This is a genomic window from Phormidium sp. FACHB-1136 (assembly GCF_014697375.1).
Classification (GTDB): Bacteria; Cyanobacteriota; Cyanobacteriia; order Phormidesmidales; family Phormidesmidaceae; genus Nodosilinea.
Genome location: NZ_JACJRS010000037.1, coordinates 1 through 20,645 on the forward strand (window position 1 = coordinate 1; position 20,645 = coordinate 20,645).

The following is a 20,645-nucleotide window of genomic DNA, read 5'->3' on the forward strand; positions in this document are numbered from 1 at the left end:
TTGAAGACTTTGAGCAGGATGGCCCTAAGATTCTTATCATTTTAGACAATGCAAGTATTCATAAAAAGGCAGAGATTCTAGAGAAGATAGCGAAGGAGATGCCCAACATTGTTTTAGAATTTCTGCCACCCTACAGTCCGGACTATAATTTAATCGAGTTAGTTTGGCACTCTGCAAAGGAATTCATTGCCAATCGTCTATTTGAGTCGATTGAGGATTTAGAAGCGCTTGTTCATAACCTATTGAACGAAGGGCAGCTTGTCATCAACTGGGATCGCAAGATCAAAAATAAAGGAAACACAATCAATGCAATTTAAATGCATATCAGCTTACTTCATCGATATCACTATCTTGAGAAAACAACTACAAGGACAGTAAGCGATATGGATTTCTGGGTTGGAGTCACTGACAATGACTGGTATGAGTTTCTAGCTAACCTCCAACCAGATGAAGTGAACTTCTGGCAGCCTAGCGGCACACCACCCTTTAAACGACAAGATATTGAGCTTTTTCTATTTAAACTCCATAGTCCGCAAAATTTTATCGTTGGTGGCGGCTACTTTGTAACATACGTTAACTTGCCTATCTCTATCGCCTGGGAAACCTTTGAGGAAAAGAATGGCGTCAAAAGTTATTCTGAACTTAAGGAAAAGATTACCCTCTATCGAGAGGCGAGAGGGCGACGAAATATCATTGATCCAGAAATAGGTTGTAGCGTTCTTGCAGAGCCATTTTTCTTTCCTCGACATCAGTGGATCCCCGTTCCAGAAGATTGGGCTTCAAATATTGTTCGCGGCAAAACGTACAGTACTGCAAAAGAAACAGGACGACTTCTCTTTGAGCAAGTTCAGGAAAGGTTAAGCCAGTTAGGGAATCCTGGCAGTCCTAGAAGCCCTGCAAGTCCTGGAAGTTCTGGGAAACTCTTAGATCCACATCATAAAGATGATCAAACGGCCTCAGTTACAGGAACTCAGGGTGCCCGTTATGGCGCAGAATTTACAACTCGCGCTAGATTAGGGCAAGGTAGTTTTCGTGCAGTTGTTACCCAAAGCTATAGCCGAAGATGTGCTATGACAGGGGAACGTACACTACCTGTTTTAGAAGCTGCCCATATTCAAGGCTATGCTGAAGCAGGCCCACACGATGTAACGAATGGAATCTTGCTAAGGGCAGACTTGCATAAGCTTTTTGACAAGTATCTAATCACGATTACGCCAGACTATCACATTGAAGTCAGCAATCGAATTAGAGAAGAATATGAGAATGGAAAGGATTACTATGCTTTACACGGCAAAAGATTAGTGGTCTTGCCAGAGAAAGAAGCGGAGTATCCGGCAAAGCAATTTATCACTTGGCATAACGATCAATTTGCTTCCTAAAGAAATGACGTACCCGCCTGGTTCCTCGATACCGACTACAACGGCCTTTGCTTCCATGTGTGCCAAGCCTTCTTTCCTCGCACCGCCGCCTGGGATAGCCTCAAAAAAGCCCTCAAAGGCACCTATGAAGACTCCGTTTGGGATCACCTCGCCGGAACCACCAGCGCCCCCTTTGAAGCCGGAGATCATCGCCAGGTTGCCGTCAAAGTCATCGACGACCGGGGCAATGAATTGTTAGTCGTTAAACCCTTGGGGAGGTAAACAACGTGGGATGAATCCGCAAAACCCTGCTCCCCTTAACCCAAGCCCTGCCCAGGTTGAAAGCGCTCCATCAGCCACCGCATCAGCGTTCCGTCATCCTCCGTTTGCGAACGGCCTAGGGCTTCTATGACCACCGCCATTTCCAAACCGGGCAACACCTCCGACACGGCCACCTCGCCACTGCGCCGATCCACCACCGAAAACGCAATCACCCGCCGCTCTGCGACATGAACCACCCAATATTCCGCTACCCCCAACCGCTCGTAGAGCAACCGCTTTGCCCCCAGGTCGTCCCGGAAGGAACTGGCCCCCACTTCAATCACCAAGGTGGGCGGGCCATAGCGGTTAACGTCGATGGGCGCATTGTCCTGGGGCGGCAGACTAAAGCCTTCCCCCAAATAAAAGGCCACATCCGGCTGGCATCCTTGCTCCCCAGCCCTATAGAAACTGCAATTGGTAAACCCCGCCACTCGCAGACCCTTGACCAGCGCAAATAGGTTCACTACATTGGCGATCACCGTATTTTGCCGCCCGTGCCCCGCCCCCAAAGCCGCCATCTCCACCCTCATTTCGTCGTGGTCAAAATAGCCCCGTCCCTCGCGATATTGGGGATCGCCCATGGTGGCAACAAAATCTTCCCAAGTGGCCGCTATCCAAGTATCCGTCTGGATTGGCAGGGTCGAGAGAACCATACAACGATTGCTCTAGAAACGAAGGGAGCTAAGGCCCATTGTAGCGATTTTCCTGAATTACCCTCAGCCGCAGTCGATTGGGCGAAACGACGTGAAACCCAACTCCCAACTCGATTTACCCCGTAGATTTGTTGGGTTCTGCTATCGCGCCACCCAACCTACGAAAGAGAGATTTAACAGTTATTTGCACGGTTACTTTCTATGACCTACGAAGTTGATACTCCTATCCTAAATTCTCCCTTTGATGCGCCAGACCGCTATTGGTTTATCCGCGAGGGCGATCCACCCCAATTGCTGGATGGGCGGCGACCGTCCATTGTGTATCCACCGCGAGATCAATCCAAACCCTGGGACACCCAAAACGAGATTCTCTTTCCCTGCAAAGACCTACCCCTTGGCCACGATCATCGCGGCTTTGATAACGCCTACCTGATGGTCTTGGTCAACCACATTCGGGCCAGGGTCAACGAATGGCGCAACGAGGGCTACCCCGGCACCACCCGCACCACCCAAGAACTGCTAAAGCTGTGGAACGATCCGGGGCGAGAACAACAACTCTTTTTTGCCCAGCGGGAAGCCGCAGAAACCATCATTTTTCTCACCGAAGCCCGATCCGACCTGCGCCAGGGCATCACCATCCCCACCGACGAACCCACCGAACAGCAATGGCAAGACGGCGTTCGGGCCTTTACCCGCTATGCCTGCAAAATTGCCACCGGGGGCGGCAAAACCACCGTCATGGCCATGCTGGCCGCCTGGAGCATTCTCAACAAAGTGAATGACCGGGGCGATGCCCGCTTTTCTGACGTGGTGCTCATCGTGTGCCCCAACGTCACCATCCGCGACCGACTGGCCGAACTCAACCCCGACCTGGGCGAAGCCAGCCTCTACCGCAGCCGCGACCTGGTGCCCGCCCACCTGATGGACGACCTGCGGCGAGGGCGCGTGTTGGTGATGAACTGGCACCTGTTTGAACGGCGCACCCCCCAAACCGCCGGAGATGCCCCCGCCAAGGTGACACGGGTGGGCGTGCAGGTGCAAACCACCGAAGTCATCCGCATTGGTGACAAAAACACCACCGCCAGGGGTCGCCGCTATTTAGATCTAGACACCTACCGCAAACAGGTGGCCCTAGGGCAACTGCGGGTAGCCGAGGGCGGCGAAAATTACGATACCCAAGGCAACCTCACAGCGGCTAAGGTGGTGGCCTTTCGGTATTTAGAAAGCGAAACCGCCTGGATTAAACGCATCCTAGGCCGAGCGGTAGGCGGCAAACAAAACATTCTGGTACTCAACGACGAAGCCCACCATGCCTATCGCATCCACCCCAACGCCCCCGACGACGACCAGGCCAGCCTGTGGGAAGACGCCCCCGAAGAAGATGACGACTACCAAACCCAGGAAGCCACCATTTGGGTAGAGGGTCTAGACCGCATCCACAAACAGCGGGGCATCAACCTCTGTGTAGACCTATCGGCCACCCCCTACTACCTCAGCCGCATGGGCCACAACGCCAACAAACCCTTTCCCTGGATTGTGTCCGACTTTAGCCTGATGGATGCCATCGAAGCTGGACTGGTGAAGGTGCCCCAACTGGCGGTGCGCGACAGCACGGGCAAAGACGTACCGGGCTACTTCAACATCTGGAAATGGATTATGGAGCGGATGAGCACCAAGGAGCGGGGCAGCAACAAAGCCAACCCCAAACCCGATGCGGTGCTGAAGTATGCCCAACACCCGATCACCATGCTAGGGGCCGAATGGGCCGCCCTCACCGAAGACTGGGCCAACGATCCCAACCGGGACGATCCCCGTCCGCCCGTGTTCATTGTGGTGTGCAAAAACACCGCCATCGCCAAAACCCTCTACGAATGGATGGCGGAGGGCAAACAAGCCTCCAACATTTCCCCCTGCAAGGTGGAACTCTTTCGCAACACCGCCGACTGCATCAACACTATCCGCGTCGATTCCAAAGTCGCCCAGGACATGGAATCGGGAGCCTCCGCCTCCGACGAAGCCCAATGGATGCGCTTTACCCTCGATACCGTCGGTCGCCTCACCTGGCCCACCGACCGCCAAGGTTGCCCCATCTACCCCGAAGGCTTTGCTGCCCTAGCCCAAAAACTCCATCGGCCCCTCCATCCCCCCGGTCGCGATATCCGCTGCATCATCTCCGTGGGAATGCTCACCGAAGGCTGGGACTGCAACACCGTCACCCATGTGATTGGCATTCGGCCCTTTATGTCTCAACTGCTGTGTGAGCAGGTGGTGGGGCGTGCCCTGCGGCGAGCAGACTATACCCTCAACGAGCAAAGCCAATTTGGCGAAGAAGTGGCCAAGGTGTTTGGAGTGCCCTTCGAGATCATCCCCTACAAAGCCAACCCCACCAACGCCAAACCCCAGAAGCAAAAGCGCTATCGGGTCTATGCCGTCCCCGGTAAATCCCCATACCGGATCGAAATTCCCCTGGTGCAGGGCTATACCCAGGCGGTTAAAAACCGGGTGCGGGTAGATTGGGAGGCCGTCAGTCCGCTAGAGCTAGATCCCTTCACCATTGCCCCAGAGGTGGAAATGAAGGCCACCATCCCCAACAACCAAGGGCGGGCCTCCCTCTCTGGCCCCGGCAGGCTAGAAAGCATTACCCTCAACCCCTTTCGCCAGGGGCGACGCTTTCAAGAACTGGTGTTTGACCTGGCCAGCACCCTCACCCGCACCTACATCGCCAGCGGCACCTACGAGGCTCCGGCCCATGTGCTGTTTCCCCAGTTGCGGATGATCTGTGATCGCTACCTACGGGACAAGGTACACCCCGTCGCCCCTGCCAATATTCTGGACGTGTTTTTGTCGCCCTACTACGGCTTTGTGGTGGATCAACTCACCCAGGCCATCCGCCCCGACACTGACGAAGGCGAAGCCCCCGAAGTGCCCAAATACGAAACCCACCGAGGACTCTGCACCACCGACGACATCGACTTCTGGACGAGCAAATCCGTCCGAGAGGTAATCCACAGCCACACTAACTACGTCGTTGCCGACACCCACCAATGGGAGCAGGCCGCCGCCTACATCATCGACACCCACCCCGGCACCGCCGCCTTCATCAAAAACGAGGGGCTGCGGTTCACCATCCCCTACCTCGGCAAAGACGGCTACCCCCACGACTACATCCCCGACTTCATCATCCGTTTCAAGACCCCCACCCCCCACCACTTCATTTTGGAAACCAAGGGCTGGGATCTTCAGCGAGACCTCAAAAAGGCCGCAGGGCAGCGCTGGGTGGAGGCCGTCAACGCCGATGGCCGCTATGGTCATTGGCAATACGCCATGGCCCAACTCAAAGACGTGCGGCAGTTGATGGATGAAGCCTGGGATAACCTTGGTTCGGGTTAAACTCAACAGTCCTACACCTCAACAGCCCACCCTGCGGGAAGCAAGCTACACCCCTAGCCCCTCTTCCACCAGGCTACTGTTTATACACATCTTGTTTTCATGCCGTAAGTCCTTGGAGATCCCCCTAAATCCCCCTTAAAAAGGGGGACTTTGACTCCGCTCCGGTTCCCCCCTTTTCAAGGGGGGCTAGGGGGGATCATCGTCATGTAATTCACTCACGTAAAATCCGCCATAGATGAGATTGTCCACCGTTGGGGCTTTCTGCTTAGGAGTACTACATTGCCTGCCGAAACCCCGCTAGCCGTTGAACACTGCCGGGGCCGCATTCCTTTTCAAACTCCTGCACAATCCAGTCCTGGCGTTTGCCGAGGCGTTTGGCACTTTTTTGTAGGTATTCCCAATACTCCATCATCTGCTGAGGGGTGGGGCGGGGGCCAAAGAGGGAGCCAAAACACCAGGAATCCTTAGGCCAGCGTCCGCAGTGTTCCCAGAAGGATCGCTCGGCCCAGGTGGGGGCGTTGCGGCGCAGGTAGGCACGGCGGCGGTGGCTGTGGAACAGTTCCACCAGGGTGGGTAGGTCGTTGATTTGGTGAGCCTGGGCGGCGGAGTAGATTTCCACCATATCCTCTAGGTTTAGGGGCCGCTCGGTGATCCACTGATGGCCGCAGTCGGGGCATTTGGCAATGAAGGACAGCACCACCCGTCCACACTGGGGGCAGGGTTTGGTGGGGGCAGGTTTACCACTGCCGCCGCCGGATTGCTGCACGGGCAGGTGGTAGTCCTTGATGTCTTCGGGAAAGCCCAGTCGTTCCAGATTCCCGGCCTGGTCGAGGATGATGCCGTAGCCCTTGCCCGTTTGGGGCGAAATCCGCATGACGCGGCCAATTTGTTGCAGGTGCAGGGCGCTGGATTGGGTGGGCCGCAGTAACAGGCCGACTTCTACGCTGGGTTCGTCAAAGCCGATGCTGATCACGTTGCAGGAGGTGAGCATCAGGATTTTCTCCTGGCGCAAGTCCTGGTACATCTGCTGACGTTCTTTGATCGGCGTACCCCCTTCCACGGTGGCGGCGGGGATGCCAGCAGCGTGGAAGGCGTTGGCCACATGGCGGGCGTGTTCCAGATCCACACAAAAGGCGATGGTGCGTTTGCCGGGACAGAGGCGCTGCCATTCGGTGACGATTTTGTCGATTAGTTCCGGGCGGTCGCAGGCGTTTTTCAGGCCCGCTTCGTCGTAGTCGCCGCCGACGGTTTTCACGTCCTTGAGGTTGGCGACGCCATCGGGGGGCATACTGTAGTACTTCATGGGGGCGAGGTAGCCCATGTGCTGCAAGGTGCTAGGCACCGGGGAGGCCACCAGGGTCTCCATCACGTCCCCCAGTTGCTCTTTACCGAGGCGTTCGGGGGTGGCGGTCATCACTAGGTGGGTGGCGTTGGGAAAGGTCTTTAGCACCGACTTGCCCACCTGGCTGAAGAGGGTGATGTGGCCTTCGTCGTAGAACACCACATCGGCGGGCCACTGCTTCCACCAGCGGCGTTTGGCCATGGTTTGAATGCTGGCAATCTGAATCGGGGCGTCGCGGTTTTCCTCCCAGCCCGCCTTGATGAAGCCGCAGTGCAACCCAAAAGACTTCATTTTTTCGTAGGTTTGGCCCACCAAAACGTCCAGATGCACCAAAAACATCAGCCGCTTACCCGCCGCCTCCGCATGGGCGCAAATTTGGCCGCTAATCACCGTTTTTCCGGCCCCGGTGCCCGCCACAATGGCCACCCGCTTATGGCCCTCATTCAGCTTGCGGTAGAGGTCGTTAATCAGTTCAACCTGGTAGGGGCGAAGTTTAGGTGGCACAGCAGACATTGCGAAACAAGAGAGGACAAGGGGATTAGTTTGCGGGAAGCGTGGGAGTGGCCCTCACCCCCAGCCCCTCTCCCACGGGGAGAGGGAGGCCGGATGCTTCAAAGTCCCTCTCCCAACTTGGGAGAGGGATTTAGGGTGAGGGCCAACCTACCACAGGGCCGGGATGGACTCTAGTTCGGGGTCATCGGTGACGGGGGGGGCTGGGTCGGGTCGCACCAAGTCGGGCTGTACCGGAGCAATATCGCCAAGGGGCGCGGGTAGGGTCGTGATTCCCTGGCGCGGAACCACGTTTTGGGGTGTTCCAGGCTGAGTGGGGCTGAAGGCGGGTGGGGTTCCCGCTGGGGTGGTGAACCCGCCGTTCGTGGTGGGCGTGAGATCCCCGCTAGGGGGCAGATTGGTCGGGTTCATGGGTACCCCGCCAGAGGCCGACCCTTGGCGCTGCACCGCCTGTCCGGCCTGTTCAATGGGCAGGGTGCCAAGGTTGGTATCATCGGCCCGCAACCCACCCCGCAGTTGGTCGTTACCTCGAAACAGCCGATTGATCCCCCCTGTCCCCGACAGCGCAAGCAGTAACAGCAGCGCCATGGCAGCGCCCAAGGCATAGCGATTCATTGCCGTATTCCCACAAACCTAAGCCCTATCATCGCGCAGGTTTCCAAAATTGAGCCATCAGAATTGGGTTCCCAGGGCTCAGGGTTTCTCATAGAGTGGCCAGTGAAGTTGGGCGAGCAGACACCGACCAAAATTCTCTGGCAGCAGTAAAATCAGCCTTTGTTGTCGGGCGCTGGGTTGAGTCTGGCATTATGAGAAACTTATTGAGAAAAAATACAATTCGGCCCTGTTTCTCAGAATGGTGGTCGAGGGCTGATCCCGGTGCTAAGGTCAGTATTCATTGGTTCGGATAGTCCTTCGCTAGGAGAACAGCCACCATGATTACGTCACGAAACATCACGATTTCGGTAAACTAATTTTTCCTTTCTAAGAAACGGGTAGGCCACCGCTGTCTTGCTGCACCTGAGGACTCGGTTCTACGGCCTTCTGCCATGGCATTTATCCGCGAGTCTGTTTCGCCATGGCCACCCAACAATCATCACGCGGTCTGAATGCTTCAGCCCTTCAGTCGGAGGTAACTCCATGAAAGTTTTGACTGATCTGATGTCCCATTTGTGGATGGGACGACGAAATCCTAGTGCCCTATCTACGGCCACCCCTGCTTTGATCGCAACTGAGACACCTTCCCAAATACCGTTTGGTGCGTCTAGGCCGACGAATGCCGTCAGCGGCAAAACGGCCTTAATTACTGGAGCCTCGCGGGGCATTGGCCGCGCCATTGCCCTAGCCTTGGCCGATCACGGTGCCCAATGCCTGGTACTCGTGGCCCGTGATAGCCGACGATTGGCCCAGGTGGCTACCGAGGTAGAACAGCGGGGGGCGAAGGCTGTTATCCTACCGCTGGATCTGACTCAGGCCGTGGCGGTGAATGTAGCCATTGCCCAGACCTGGCAACAACACGGCCCCATTCATCTGCTGGTGAATTGTGCCGGAGTGGCCCACCAAGCGCCCTTTTTACAGGCATCTCTGCATCAGGTACAGGCGGAACTCGACACCAACCTGTTGGGGCTATATACCGTCACTCGCCTAGTCGCCCGCCGCATGGTGGCCCGCCGCGAGGGCTGCATTGTCAATGTCTCTAGCCTGATGGGCAAGGTGGCGGCACCTACCATGGCCACCTATTCCGCCACTAAGTTTGCCATCCTGGGCTTCACCCAAGCCCTGCGCAGCGAATTAGCCCCCCATCGGGTGCGCGTGGTGGCCCTGTTACCCTCCCTCACAGATACCGATATGGTGCGTGGCCTAGAGAGGTTCCGCTGGATGCGTCCGGCCTCAGCCGACCGGGTTGCCGCCGCCCTACTGCAAGGGTTGGGCCAGGGGCAAACGGAAATTCTAGTGGATTGGCAAAGCCGAGTAGCCGTACTGGGCCAACGTCTAGTTCCAGGACTGGTGGAACGCTTTGTGCAATGGGCCAGCCCCAAACAACAGCCCAGCCAGCCTAGTCCTTCCAGGATGATTCATCCGCAGAGGGGATAGAACAGCGAACACAAAGCGCCCAGGTCTTCAGGATGGCAGGGTTAAAAACGGATTCTCAACACTAAAGATGGAGATGACTTGGAGGTTGAGGAAAGTAATCAAGTCTGGCAGATGGATTATACTCCAGCCGATATTTTAGTGGTTGATGACGATGGAAATTTGCTCGGTTGTCCATACCATCCGCCTGTGTGCGGCTTGCTATGCCGAGCAGCCCCACCATCGGACGCATTGGCAGTACAAGGCAACCGCCTACTGTGAACCCCATGGGTTGGCCCTGCTGTCCCGTTGCCCCTGCTGTAAGGCTTCCTTTCCGATACCGGCAGAGTGGGGGGCTGGGATATGTCTTAGATGCGGTAAAGCCTTTGCTGACCTGGCCGAGTTTCAAAAGCAGGTTGTGAAGCTATAGCTCAGCCCTATCTGCGGATCAGAGGGGCCATCCCCAGCCTAGATCGGTTTTACATCCTGAGAGGAATCCTAAGAATGTCCTTACTCTGTCCTTTGTGGCAGTAGAGTTAAATACCAGCCTCGGCCTGGGGGTTCTGGCCTTACCAGGACACCTCTGCGGCTGAGGCTAGGCACGGTTTGTCTTCAAATCACTCTGGCGTCTACGCTCCCATGGTTCAAACTTCAGATGTTGTCCAGTTTCAGGATAAGGCCAACTTTATCTGGCAGGTGGCCGACGACATCCTCTTTGGCCCCTTCATGCACAACGAGTTTCGGGATGTGGTGCTGCCCTTTGTGGTGCTGCGACGGCTAGACTGCACCTACATCGATGGAATTCGGCAGCGGGTACGTCAGGACTACGCTACCTTCAAAGACGATCTGCCCGAAGCGGATCTCGATCTGCTGCTGCTGGATGTGACCGACGGGCTGGGCTTCTACAACACCTCAGAGTTTGATCTCAAGCGCCTAGCCGACAATGAGGCGGCCCTGGAGGAGAACTTTAAGTTCTACATCCAGAGCTACAGCAGCAACGTGCGCGATATTTTGCAGAACTTTCAGCTAGACCAGGTGGTGGCCAAGCTGCTAAAGAACAATCTGCTGAAGCGGTTGATCGAAATGTTTGTGGAGATCGACCTTCACCCCAGTGTGGTGAGCAACCACGATATGGGCTACATCTACGAGCATCTGCTCTATAAGTTCAACCAGTTCACTGGGGAGACCGCCGGACACCACTACACCCCCCGCGAGGTGATTCGGCTGATGTGTAACCTGATTTTTGCCGAGCATGGCAATGAGCTACAGGGGCGAGGCATTATCCGCAAGATTTTTGACCCCGCCTGCGGGTCGGGCGGGATGATCACCATTGCCAAAGATCACATCCTCAACCACATTAACGATCAGGCTACCATTCAGCTCTATGGTCAGGAGTTGAATGAGCAGACCTACGCCGTGTCGAAGTCTGACTTTTTGGTGACCGGAGAGAACCCAGAGAACATTCGGGAGGGCAACAGCTTTACCAACGACCGCTTCAAGGGCGAGACGTTTCGCTACATGCTCTGCAATCCACCCTTTGGGGTGAACTGGAAGAGTGAGAAAGCCTTTATCGACGAAGAGGCCCAAAACCCAGCGGGTCGCTTCTCTGTGGGCACGCCACGCATTAATGATGGGGCGCTGCTGTTTTTGCAGCACATGATTTCTAAGATGGAGCCCAACGGCAGCCGGATTGCCATTATTTTCAACGGCAGTCCCCTATTTACCGGGGAAGCGGGCAGCGGGGAAAGCAACATTCGCCGCTGGCTGATCGAAAATGACATGCTGGAGGCGATTGTGGCCCTACCCGACCAGATGTTTTACAACACGGGCATTAACACCTACATCTGGCTGGTGACAAACCAAAAGCCGCCCCACCGGGAAGGCAAGGTGCAGCTTATTAATGGGGTGAGCCATTTCCGCAAGATGCGGAAATCTTTGGGGGATAAGCGCAAGGAGCTGTCGCCGGAGCACATTCAGGAGCTAACCCAGCTCTACACGGCCTTTGAGGAAAGTAAGGAAGTCAAGATCTTTAACGATGAAGAGTTTGGCTACTGGCGCATTACCGTAGAACGCCCGCTACGGCTAAATTTTCAGGTGAGTGAGGAACGGCTGCGGCGGCTGAGGGAAGAGCGCAGTTGGATCAGCCTGGTGGAAAGCAAGAAGAAGGACGCCGCCAAGCGCCAGGAGGATATTGAGGCCGGACGGCAGGAGCAGGCCCAGTATTTGGCGGTGCTGAAGGCGCTGGATGGCACCAAGCTATATAAAGATCGGGCCATCTTCTTGAAAGACCTGAAGCGGGAAGCGAAGGCCCAGGGTGTGAAGTTCCCGGCCCCGATTTTGAAGGCGATGATCAGCGCCCTGGGGGAGCGGGATGAAACGGCGGAGATTTGTAAGGATAAGGACGGCAACCCGGAACCCGACCCGGAACTGCGAGACTATGAGAATGTGCCGCTGACGGATGATGTTGAGGCGTATATGGCGCGGGAGGTGCTGCCCCATGTGCCGGATGCCTGGGTGGATGAGAGCAAAACGAAGATTGGCTATGAGATACCGTTTACCCGGCATTTTTATGAGTATGTGCCGCCAAGACCGTTAGGGGAAATTGAGGCGGAGATTCGGGATTTGGAAGAGGAGATTCGGGGAATGTTGGAGGAGGTTTTGTAATGGATGACTGACCCGTAGGCTAGGCGAAACATTCGCAGAATCGGATTCTTGGTAGGCTGCTTCACCTTACAATGGCTGCGATAAAATTTTCTTACGCGATTAAACATGAGCCCTATGTCTACTGTGACCGTCTCCGCTAAAGGCCAGGTTGTGATACCTGCTGATATTCGTGAGCAGTTGGGAATCACGCCTGGTAGTCAACTCATCTTTACCTTAGAAGGCGCTACGATTCGCGTAGAGGTTCAACGCGATGTAGATCTCACCACCCTTGATGCAGGGTTTGGTATGTTGGTGTGTCCTCCAGGGCCAACGCGCTACTTAACAAGTTTTGATGTTGCCTGAAAGGGTACGTGCTACCGAGACCGTTAGGGGAAATTGAGGCGGAGATTCGAGATTTGGAAGAGGAGATTCGGGGGATGTTGGAGGAAATTTTATAGTGATTCAATCTACGGATATTAATCCAGAACAAATTCCTTGGGTCGGTTCCATTCCATCCGACTGGCAATTAGCTAGATTAAAGAGAACAACGAAGCAAATTAAAAATGGGATCTGGGGTGACGAACCCAAACAAGATTCCAAGGATATTATTTGTGTTCGTGTCACAGACTTTGACAGAACAGCTTTCAGAGTTTCTCTTAATGACCCTACTTTTAGAAACGTTCCTCTAAGTCATAGAGTTGGGCGCACTCTGAAAAAGGGAGACTTATTGATTGAAAAGTCTGGTGGTGGGGACTTACAACCTGTTGGAGCAGTTGTAATATATGACCATGATGGGCCAGCGGTATGTTCTAATTTTGTTGCCCGCGTAGAGATTGACGATTCTTGCGATCCGCGTTTCTTGACTTATCTCCATGCACATCTTTACGCAGGTCGTGTAAACACTAGAGCCATTAAGCAGACTACAGGGATTCAAAACCTTGATTCACAATATTATTTTGATGAGGTTGTAGGTTTACCTGCTCTAGTAAGGCAGAAGGAAATCGCAAATTTCCTTGATCGCAAAACCGCAGCCATCGACACGCTCATTGCCAAAAAACAGCGCCTTATCGAGCTTCTCGAAGAAAAACGCGCCGCCCTCATCAACCAGGCCGTTACCAAGGGGCTAAACCCCAATGTTCCCATGAAGGACTCCGGCATCCCCTGGATTGGTGAGATTCCAGAGCATTGGGAAGCTAAGCGATTGAAGTATGTTTGTGATCTCGAAACAGGGCATACTCCAAGAAAATCTGAAGAAAGTTATTGGGATGATGAAGAATGTACTATCCCTTGGGTGTCATTGAATGACACAAAGACTTTGGAAAAAAGTGATTATATTGATGATACAAAAATAAAAATTAGTGAATACGGGATGGCTAATTCTTCGGCCCATTTGATAGAAGCTGGAGCCGTCGTTTTTAATAGAGATGGAGCTAGAGTGGGGCTTGCGGCTATAACCACAAAGCCTATGGCTGTATCTCAACATATTATTGCTTGGGTTTGTAAAACTGAGATGCTGAACACCTTCGTGCTTCATGTCATGTATGCAATGAAGGGAGAACTATATCGTTTAACCGCAGGATCAACAATTCCTACAATTGGAATGAATGATGTCAAGGGAATGATTACTACAGTTCCACCAATAGAAGAACAAAGGGCAGTCATGGCTCTTCTGCTGAGGAAAAAGCAAAAGATTGATCAGTCAATCAAAAAAATATACTCACAAATCGAAAGACTCCAAGAATATCGCCAGTCATTGATTACCGCAGCCGTAACCGGAAAGCTGGAGGTGCCAGTTGACGAGACATCATAATTAAAATAGAATTCTTGAAATAGAAAAGAGAGAAATAACTGTGAGAAATCCAAACAATCTTCAATGGAAAGCAAGCCTAAGACAACAGTTGCTAAGTGAGATTAACTTTGTTCAGCGGCACATCAGTCTAAAAAGAACTCCGCCACTTATTTTGACTGGAATGGGATTTAGAGGTAGTTTTGAAATATCTTGGAGCTATAACAAAGATGTCATATTTATATTGGCTACGACAAAGACCTGGGATTATATCCTTAACGAAATATGTAAGTGTGGTTCTAATAACGCTTCTCCTCGTATTTTAGAAGACAAGAAAAACGATTTCTTGTCAAAGATTTCTAAAAAGCCGGAAAGCAGAAATCGTCTTGGCATAAATGACCTCCCTTTTTATAAGAGACAGATTCGTAAAACAAAACCCTGGCGAGAGATAAATGACAATTCTTTTGGGAAGTGGGTTGAATTGTCTACTCTTCTTCCCTCATTCATAGATTGGCGATTTGGCCCAAATCTTGAGTTGGCTAAAGACCAGCAGAAAAATATTCTGTCCTACGTAAAACAATACGCCGAGGTAGCGAGAACTTTCTTTGACAGTCGTGGAAGGATATTAGGCTATGAAGTTGGAGAATCAGGCTTGTGGATAAACAGCATTCCTCAAACTGAAATGACTGATTCGTTTCCTAAATCTATAATCTATGGTTTGGGTGGCAGGTCAGATATCGCTATTTTGTCTAACGACAACTCCGGCACAGTAGAGTATTGGGATTTGAAGACACGTCCACCTTCTAAATCTATCTCTAGGGATCAACTGATCAAGCAATCAGATCTTCAACAGGTGGCTACCCAAGCTCCAATGCAACTAATCCTACCAAATCAGGGACAGTTACCTATCCCTGATGTATATCCAGTCAAAACCATCGGGATTTTGGGAATTGGTACTGATGATCGCAATCAGGTTATTTGGAAGGATAAAGAAGCCTTAATACCTGAAAGGCAGACACCAATTTTGGGAAAGACAATTAGCACAGAAAGAACTGCCCAGTGGCATGAGCAGCTTGGTAACTCAGAGCGGGTAGAACTAGCGGCAGACATTTTGCGACAAGCTGCCCAAAGATTGATTGAGGCTCTTGTTCAATCTGATGAATGGGAGTTAATCAAAGAAGCACTCGATGAGCATTGGAGACTCAAATATAACTGCTAGCTAGTATTCAAAAAATGAGTGTTTAGAGCTGGTAGCTATGCGAAACCCTAACGCGACTATCCCACTTCGCCTAGGTATATAGATATCTTTGGTACAGAAGAAGAATATATTGACAAAACTGCCGGGGAGGAGTGGGAAATCAGGGAGATCCACACCACAACCTAAAAAGGGGGAGGACATCAGAGTTGTCCTCCCCCTTCTGACTACCGACTTGTAGCGATTGAAAAGACCCCTGACGTCCACCAATTAGCCAGAACGGCTGCCGAGTAGGTGCATAGGCCAGCAAAGTGAGCCACTGGCGGTACTTTCAGAAATCGCTGGATCATTTTCATAGGCTTTACCTCCTTTCCTCCACAGATGCTGGGAGGACGCTTTTTGGGCAGGGCCAGAACAATCAGACCGATAACGAAAACAAGGCATCGGACCATCGGGGCAGGGGTCGTCCCTTCGGCTGGGAAGCTTGAAAACCTAAAAGATTTGGTGTGGGCGTTTCCCGATGGCCTTTGCATATTGTAACGCAAGGAACCCCAGGTGCCCTGGTCGTAACAACCCCACCCCTTGAGGTGTAGCACCCGCCCCTAGGTCGTCTGGCCAGCATTCTCCCAGCAACGAGGCAGGGCCAGATCTACCCATGTGAAGTGTTATGTGCTGGCTGTTACGGTTAAATTTCTGGCAGGTAGTTTAGGTATCTTAAAGATAGGGCCGCAATCACCCTCTAGGCCGGTTCTTGAACCATCGCAAGCAAACCATGAAAGGAGACGTGCTCAAAAGGTTGTTCCGGGCCGTTGCCAGTGACGATTCACAGGCAATACAGAGCATGTTGTCTATTGTCATCGCCGAAGAGCGGAAATTGGGCCATATCAAGCTGGCCGAGCAGCTTGACGCCATCCTGCAAAAGAGCACCCGCCTAGCCAACGCCGAGCCGTTGTCCCCAGCGCCTCAGCCCAAACAGGCTTCAGCGACCTCCCAACGCTCTGCCCTCAGCTCGACGGCGGCACAGACCCTACAGCCGCTATCCAGCCATCGGCGCTTCAACCATTCTTTCGTCGTGACGGTTCCCCATGATCATCTGCGGCATCACATGGTTTTATCCGATGCCGTTGAAGAGCGCTTCTGCCGCATCGAGCGAGAGTATGTTGCCCGCGACCGACTGGCTCACTACGGTCTGAAGTATCGCCAGAAAATTCTGCTGTACGGATCCCCAGGGTGCGGCAAAACCATGGGAGCCGAGCGCATCGCCTGGAACACAGGGCTGCCCCTGGTCAAAGTCCGCTTTGACGCGATGGTGTCTTCCTACCTAGGCGAAACTGCCACCAACCTCCGGGAAGTCTTCGAGACTGCTGCTGTCAATCCCTGCTTGCTGTTCATCGACGAATGCGATGCCCTGGCCAAGTCCCGCGAAGACGCCCAGGAAGTCGGCGAAATCAAACGAGTCGTCAACACCTTCCTCCAGTTGCTGGATGAGTATGAGGTGTCGAACGGGCTGCTCATCGCCGCCACCAATTTAACCAAATTTTTGGATGAAGCCGTCTGGCGACGGTTTGACGACGTGATCGAAGTTCCCAAGCCTGAAAGGCCAGAAATCCGTGCCATCCTAAAGCAGACCCTAGCATCGGTCGAGGTCGGTTCGGTCGATTGGGACGCGACTGTACAAAAGCTAGTCGGCGTTTCTGCTGCTCAAATTGTGAAGATTGCACAAAATGCTGCCAAGCGTGCCATTTTAGACAGAGAAGACCTAGTCATCCAAGAACATTTGGAAGACGCCATCCAAGATGTCCTAATTTCCCATGCCGGATAACGCCTCAAATTTTCCCCATCTACCACTTCGATTAGCCAAACAAGGGATTGCTGCCTCGCTTAGAGGCGTCAGACAAGCTTCTCCAAGGACTGCTGCGAATCAAGGAGATGCTGGAGGTCATGGAAGCAGACTAAAATCCTCGGTTGATTTAATTACGACCAACTGGCAAGAAGAGCAGGACAAGCGGAAGGAAGAAGGCAAGCCTGACCTTCCCAACGCTGTTTCCTTTATTCTTCACGTTGATCCTGACTCCTTTGATGCCGATTCCCTCAAGAGCTTTGGGATCGAAGTCGTTGCTGACTTAGAAGAAGGCTACATCATTGGTGCTTCAGCAGACACGGAACTGTCCGGGCTCAGAAAGAAAATCGAGCAATTTATTAATTCTGAACGAGGTGGCGGCAGGGTTCCCGAAATTTGGGAACTTATTGAAGGTACTCGTCGCCCAGAGTACATCCTCTCCGATGCACTTAAAGACGAATGGGATCAGATTCAGGATAACCAGGAATATATTGTTGATGTGGGCATTTCTTGTGTCGATATTCAAGAGCAGTATTCTCTATGCCCTAAACGACGGGAATCTGAAACGAATCAAAAATTTCAGGAGCGCGTAGAACGGTGGCTAGATAAGTACAACCTAACGCTTCATGAATGGGATGATCTCTATCAAAAACGATCAGAGCAGCTTGAAGAATTTGTTTATGCCTACGAAGGCGAAATACTCCGTAACTCGACCGAACCTAATTCAGGCATTTCAAGATTGCCCGATAGCTTCTCTTGCCGAATCTCTATTTCTGGCAAGGGATTAAGAGATCTAGTTCTTAATTTTCCCTATATTTTTGATGTGTACGAGTACAAAGTCTCCTCAAGAACTGCGGCAAATATAGAAGATTCTGAAAGTCACGGAAGTAGGCTTAAATCTTCTGCTGACTTAATTGTTGCCAACTGGAATAAAGAACAGAAACAACGTCAGCAAGAAGGTAAGCCCATCCTCCCAGATATCATTTCATTTATTCTTCAAATTGATCCTGATACCTTCGATGCTGAAGCCCTGAGCAGCTTTGGAATTGAAATAGTTGCCGATTTGGAAGAAGGGTACATTATCGGTGCTTCAGCGGATACAGGCCTATCTGAACTCAGAAAGAAGATTGAAAAATTTATTAAGTCTGAGCGCAATGGTAGCAAGGTTCCAGGAGTTTGGAAACTCATCGAAGGCACCCGCCGACCAGAGTATATTCTGTCTGAAAGACTCAAAGCCGAATGGGATCAGATTACTGACAATCAAGAATACATTGTCGATGTCGGTATCTCCTGCATCGATATTCAACACCTATACTCTCAATGCCCTAAACGCAAAGAGTTGGAGACAGACGAAAATTTTCAGGAGCGTGTAGAGTGGTGGCTGGATAAGCATAGTTTAACGCCTCAAGAATGGGACACCCTCTATCTCAAGCGCTCTGATCAGCTCGAAGAATTCGTTTATGCCTATGAAGGCGAAATACTTCATAACTTTGCCGGTGTGGAATTAGGGGTGTCGCGCCTGCCTGATAGCTTCTCCTGTCGAATTCGCATTTCTGGAAAGGGGCTAAGAGACCTTGTTCTTAATTTTCCTTACATCTTCGATGTGTCAGAGTATGAGGACATTGCCCTTCCTCCGGTTAATCCGGATGCTATAGGAGAAGATCGAGATAGTTTCGTCCTTGGTTCCCCAGAACCTGGAGCCTCCAGGGTATGCATTATCGACAGTGGTATAGAAGAACGCCACCCATTACTCAAAGCGGCAATTGATTACGCCAATTCGAGATCCTGGGTGCCAGGAGAGTTCAATCAGACAGCAGACTACGTTCCAAATGGAGGACACGGTACTAGGGTCGCTGGAGCGGTCATATATCCTCGTGGGGTTCCTCGAACGGGGCAACTTCAGCCGATCTGTTGGCTCCAAAATGCTAGGATTCTAAATCGCGATAATCACCTTCCCAAAAATATTTTTCCGCCCGAGATTCTAGAAGAGATCGTTGATTTTTATTTCGGGCGCACAAGAACCTGTCTATTTAATCATTCAATTACGAGCGTTACCCCTTACCGCACTCAATTTATGACTGCTTGGGCTGCTGCTATCGATAAGCTCACTTGGAATAGGGCGGGAGATCTTCTCCTGATTGTGGCAGCTGGTAACCTCAACGGAATTACTAATTATCCTGCTCGTCCAGCAATTAAGGCTCATTTAGATGCAGGTAGAGACTATCCAGACTATTTACTCTCGCCATCCACAAGAATTGCTAATCCGGGTCAAAGCCTCCAAGCTTTGACGGTTGGCTCAATAGCTCACACTACCTATGACTCACCATCGGTAAGATCACTAGCGGACGCAGATTATCCTTCCGCATTCTCTTGTACGGGCTTGGGCATCTGGGGCACTATCAAGCCTGAGGTTGTTGAATATGGAGGAGACCTCGTCATTGACTCTAATGACTCGCCCAATTTTTCTACACCAGAGGCTGTCTGCCCCGAACTAGTCCGAGCTGTCCGAAATGGCGGTAAAGTCGTTGGTCGCGATACTGTAGGCACATCATTTGCAGCCCCAAAAGTCACCCATATCGCAGCTGCCCTAGCAGCAGAATTCCCAGAACAAAATGCTCTGCTCTACCGCGCCCTAATTGTTCAATCAGCTCGGTTGCCCAGTTGGACAGAAGAGACTGTAGAGAAGCTCTATTACGGTTTGCGGACAATGGGCTACGGAATTCCAAATATTGATCGGGCTTTAGGCAATTCTCATAACCGTATCACCCTCACAACTCCGGGTAATGAATACATCAAAGCTCGGCAAGCCAAGGTCTATCAGGTTCAAATCCCCGAATTCCTGCTCAGGGAAGGCGAAGGCTTCGACATTCGCATCGAAATCACCCTGTCCTACGTCGCAGAGCCTCGGCGCACCCGTCGCAATCGCCGGAAGTATCTCTCGACCTGGCTCGATTGGGCCTGTAGCAAACGGGGAGAAGACCCAGACGCTTTCCTGGCAAAAGTCCTCAAAGAGTACGACCAAGCCAGCTCAGACGCCGAGGAGGGGGAAGGCGGCTTTCCCTGGACTCTAGGGAAAAGACAGGCGAGAAGACGCGATGATGGCACAGTGCCATCCCAAGGGATCGATGGCATTGTTAAGGAAGTCTCCAGAAGCGCAGGAACCATCCAGAAAGACTGGGCGATCGTCAAGTCCTATGACCTCCGAGAGGGCTTTTGCATCGCTGTGGTGGGCCATGAAGGGTGGAACAAAGACCCGGAAGCTACTGTGCCCTACTGCCTAGTGGTAAGTTTTGAGGCCGTCAACCCAGAAGTCCATATCTATGAGGCTTTTGCCCAGATCCAACAACCCTTGCAGGTTCAACCGCAGCAACAGGTCAATGTCACAGTCTCCTAGCGTTTGTCTATTTCCTCTTCAAGCAAGGAAAACCATCTACAGCCAAGGAAAAATCGTACCGCCAACCCCCTACATCATGTTTTCTTGAATTGTCCTCCCCAAATAGAACCCCCGCTAGTCGTTGAGGGCACACTTAGGGTTACAGC

Annotated in this window: 14 protein-coding genes; 11 read left to right on the top strand and 3 right to left on the bottom strand. The window is 52.3% G+C overall.

Annotation, left to right across the window (positions count from 1 at the left end):
* The 3 genes from H6G62_RS12755 to H6G62_RS12765 form a co-directional block, all read left to right on the top strand.
* Nucleotides 1–317, top strand: a 317-nt coding sequence (locus H6G62_RS12755) for a transposase (protein ID WP_190492465.1), incomplete at its 5' end; no start/stop codon positions are given.
* A complete protein-coding gene (locus tag H6G62_RS12760) occupies nt 318–1,379 on the top strand; it encodes an HNH endonuclease (RefSeq protein WP_199324945.1) in 1,062 nt (353 codons plus the stop codon).
* A 57-nt stretch (nt 1,380–1,436) separates the two neighbouring features.
* On the top strand, nt 1,437–1,640 hold the full coding sequence (locus H6G62_RS12765) for a hypothetical protein (protein WP_242051968.1): 204 nt from the start codon (nt 1,437–1,439) through the stop codon (nt 1,638–1,640).
* A gap of 35 nt (nt 1,641–1,675) precedes the next feature.
* Here the strand turns inward: H6G62_RS12765 and H6G62_RS12770 are convergent, their stop codons facing one another.
* A complete protein-coding gene (locus H6G62_RS12770) occupies nt 1,676–2,332 on the bottom strand; it encodes a Uma2 family endonuclease (RefSeq protein WP_190495669.1) in 657 nt (218 codons plus the stop codon).
* 201 nt (nt 2,333–2,533) lie between these two features.
* Between H6G62_RS12770 and H6G62_RS12775 the strand changes: the two genes are divergently transcribed.
* Nucleotides 2,534–5,722, top strand: a complete 3,189-nt coding sequence (locus H6G62_RS12775; protein WP_190495670.1) for a type III restriction endonuclease subunit R — start codon at nt 2,534–2,536, stop codon at nt 5,720–5,722.
* Between the two features lie 274 nt (nt 5,723–5,996).
* Here the strand turns inward: H6G62_RS12775 and H6G62_RS12780 are convergent, their stop codons facing one another.
* A complete protein-coding gene (locus H6G62_RS12780) occupies nt 5,997–7,568 on the bottom strand; it encodes a DEAD/DEAH box helicase (RefSeq protein ID WP_347239351.1) in 1,572 nt (523 codons plus the stop codon).
* Nucleotides 7,569–7,724: 156 nt separating this feature from the next.
* The gene (locus H6G62_RS12785; protein WP_190495674.1) at nt 7,725–8,189 is read right to left on the bottom strand and encodes a hypothetical protein; all 465 of its coding nucleotides are present in this window, start codon (nt 8,187–8,189) and stop codon (nt 7,725–7,727) included.
* Nucleotides 8,190–8,711: 522 nt separating this feature from the next.
* On the opposite strand from H6G62_RS12785, the gene H6G62_RS12790 reads away from it, so the two are divergent.
* The 7 genes from H6G62_RS12790 to H6G62_RS12820 all read left to right on the top strand — a co-directional run bounded on the left by H6G62_RS12790 (nt 8,712) and on the right by H6G62_RS12820 (nt 20,499).
* Nucleotides 8,712–9,665 (top strand): SDR family NAD(P)-dependent oxidoreductase, encoded by a 954-nt coding sequence (locus H6G62_RS12790; protein ID WP_242051969.1) that lies wholly within the window; start codon nt 8,712–8,714, stop codon nt 9,663–9,665.
* Between the two features lie 615 nt (nt 9,666–10,280).
* Nucleotides 10,281–12,305, top strand: coding sequence for an N-6 DNA methylase (locus H6G62_RS12795; protein ID WP_190495676.1), 2,025 nt, complete (start codon nt 10,281–10,283; stop codon nt 12,303–12,305).
* A gap of 114 nt (nt 12,306–12,419) precedes the next feature.
* Nucleotides 12,420–12,647 (top strand): AbrB/MazE/SpoVT family DNA-binding domain-containing protein, encoded by a 228-nt coding sequence (locus tag H6G62_RS12800; protein WP_190495678.1) that lies wholly within the window; start codon nt 12,420–12,422, stop codon nt 12,645–12,647.
* A gap of 94 nt (nt 12,648–12,741) precedes the next feature.
* A complete protein-coding gene (locus H6G62_RS28605; RefSeq protein WP_190495680.1) occupies nt 12,742–14,094 on the top strand; it encodes a restriction endonuclease subunit S in 1,353 nt (450 codons plus the stop codon).
* Nucleotides 14,095–14,134: 40 nt separating this feature from the next.
* Nucleotides 14,135–15,289, top strand: coding sequence for a hypothetical protein (locus tag H6G62_RS12810; RefSeq protein ID WP_190495682.1), 1,155 nt, complete (start codon nt 14,135–14,137; stop codon nt 15,287–15,289).
* Between the two features lie 817 nt (nt 15,290–16,106).
* On the top strand, nt 16,107–17,087 hold the full coding sequence (locus H6G62_RS12815) for an ATP-binding protein (RefSeq protein ID WP_242051970.1): 981 nt from the start codon (nt 16,107–16,109) through the stop codon (nt 17,085–17,087).
* The gene (locus tag H6G62_RS12820) at nt 17,077–20,499 is read left to right on the top strand and encodes a S8 family peptidase (protein ID WP_190495686.1); all 3,423 of its coding nucleotides are present in this window, start codon (nt 17,077–17,079) and stop codon (nt 20,497–20,499) included. The genes H6G62_RS12815 and H6G62_RS12820 overlap by 11 nt, the downstream gene beginning before the upstream one ends.
* Nucleotides 20,500–20,645 lie beyond the last annotated feature (146 nt).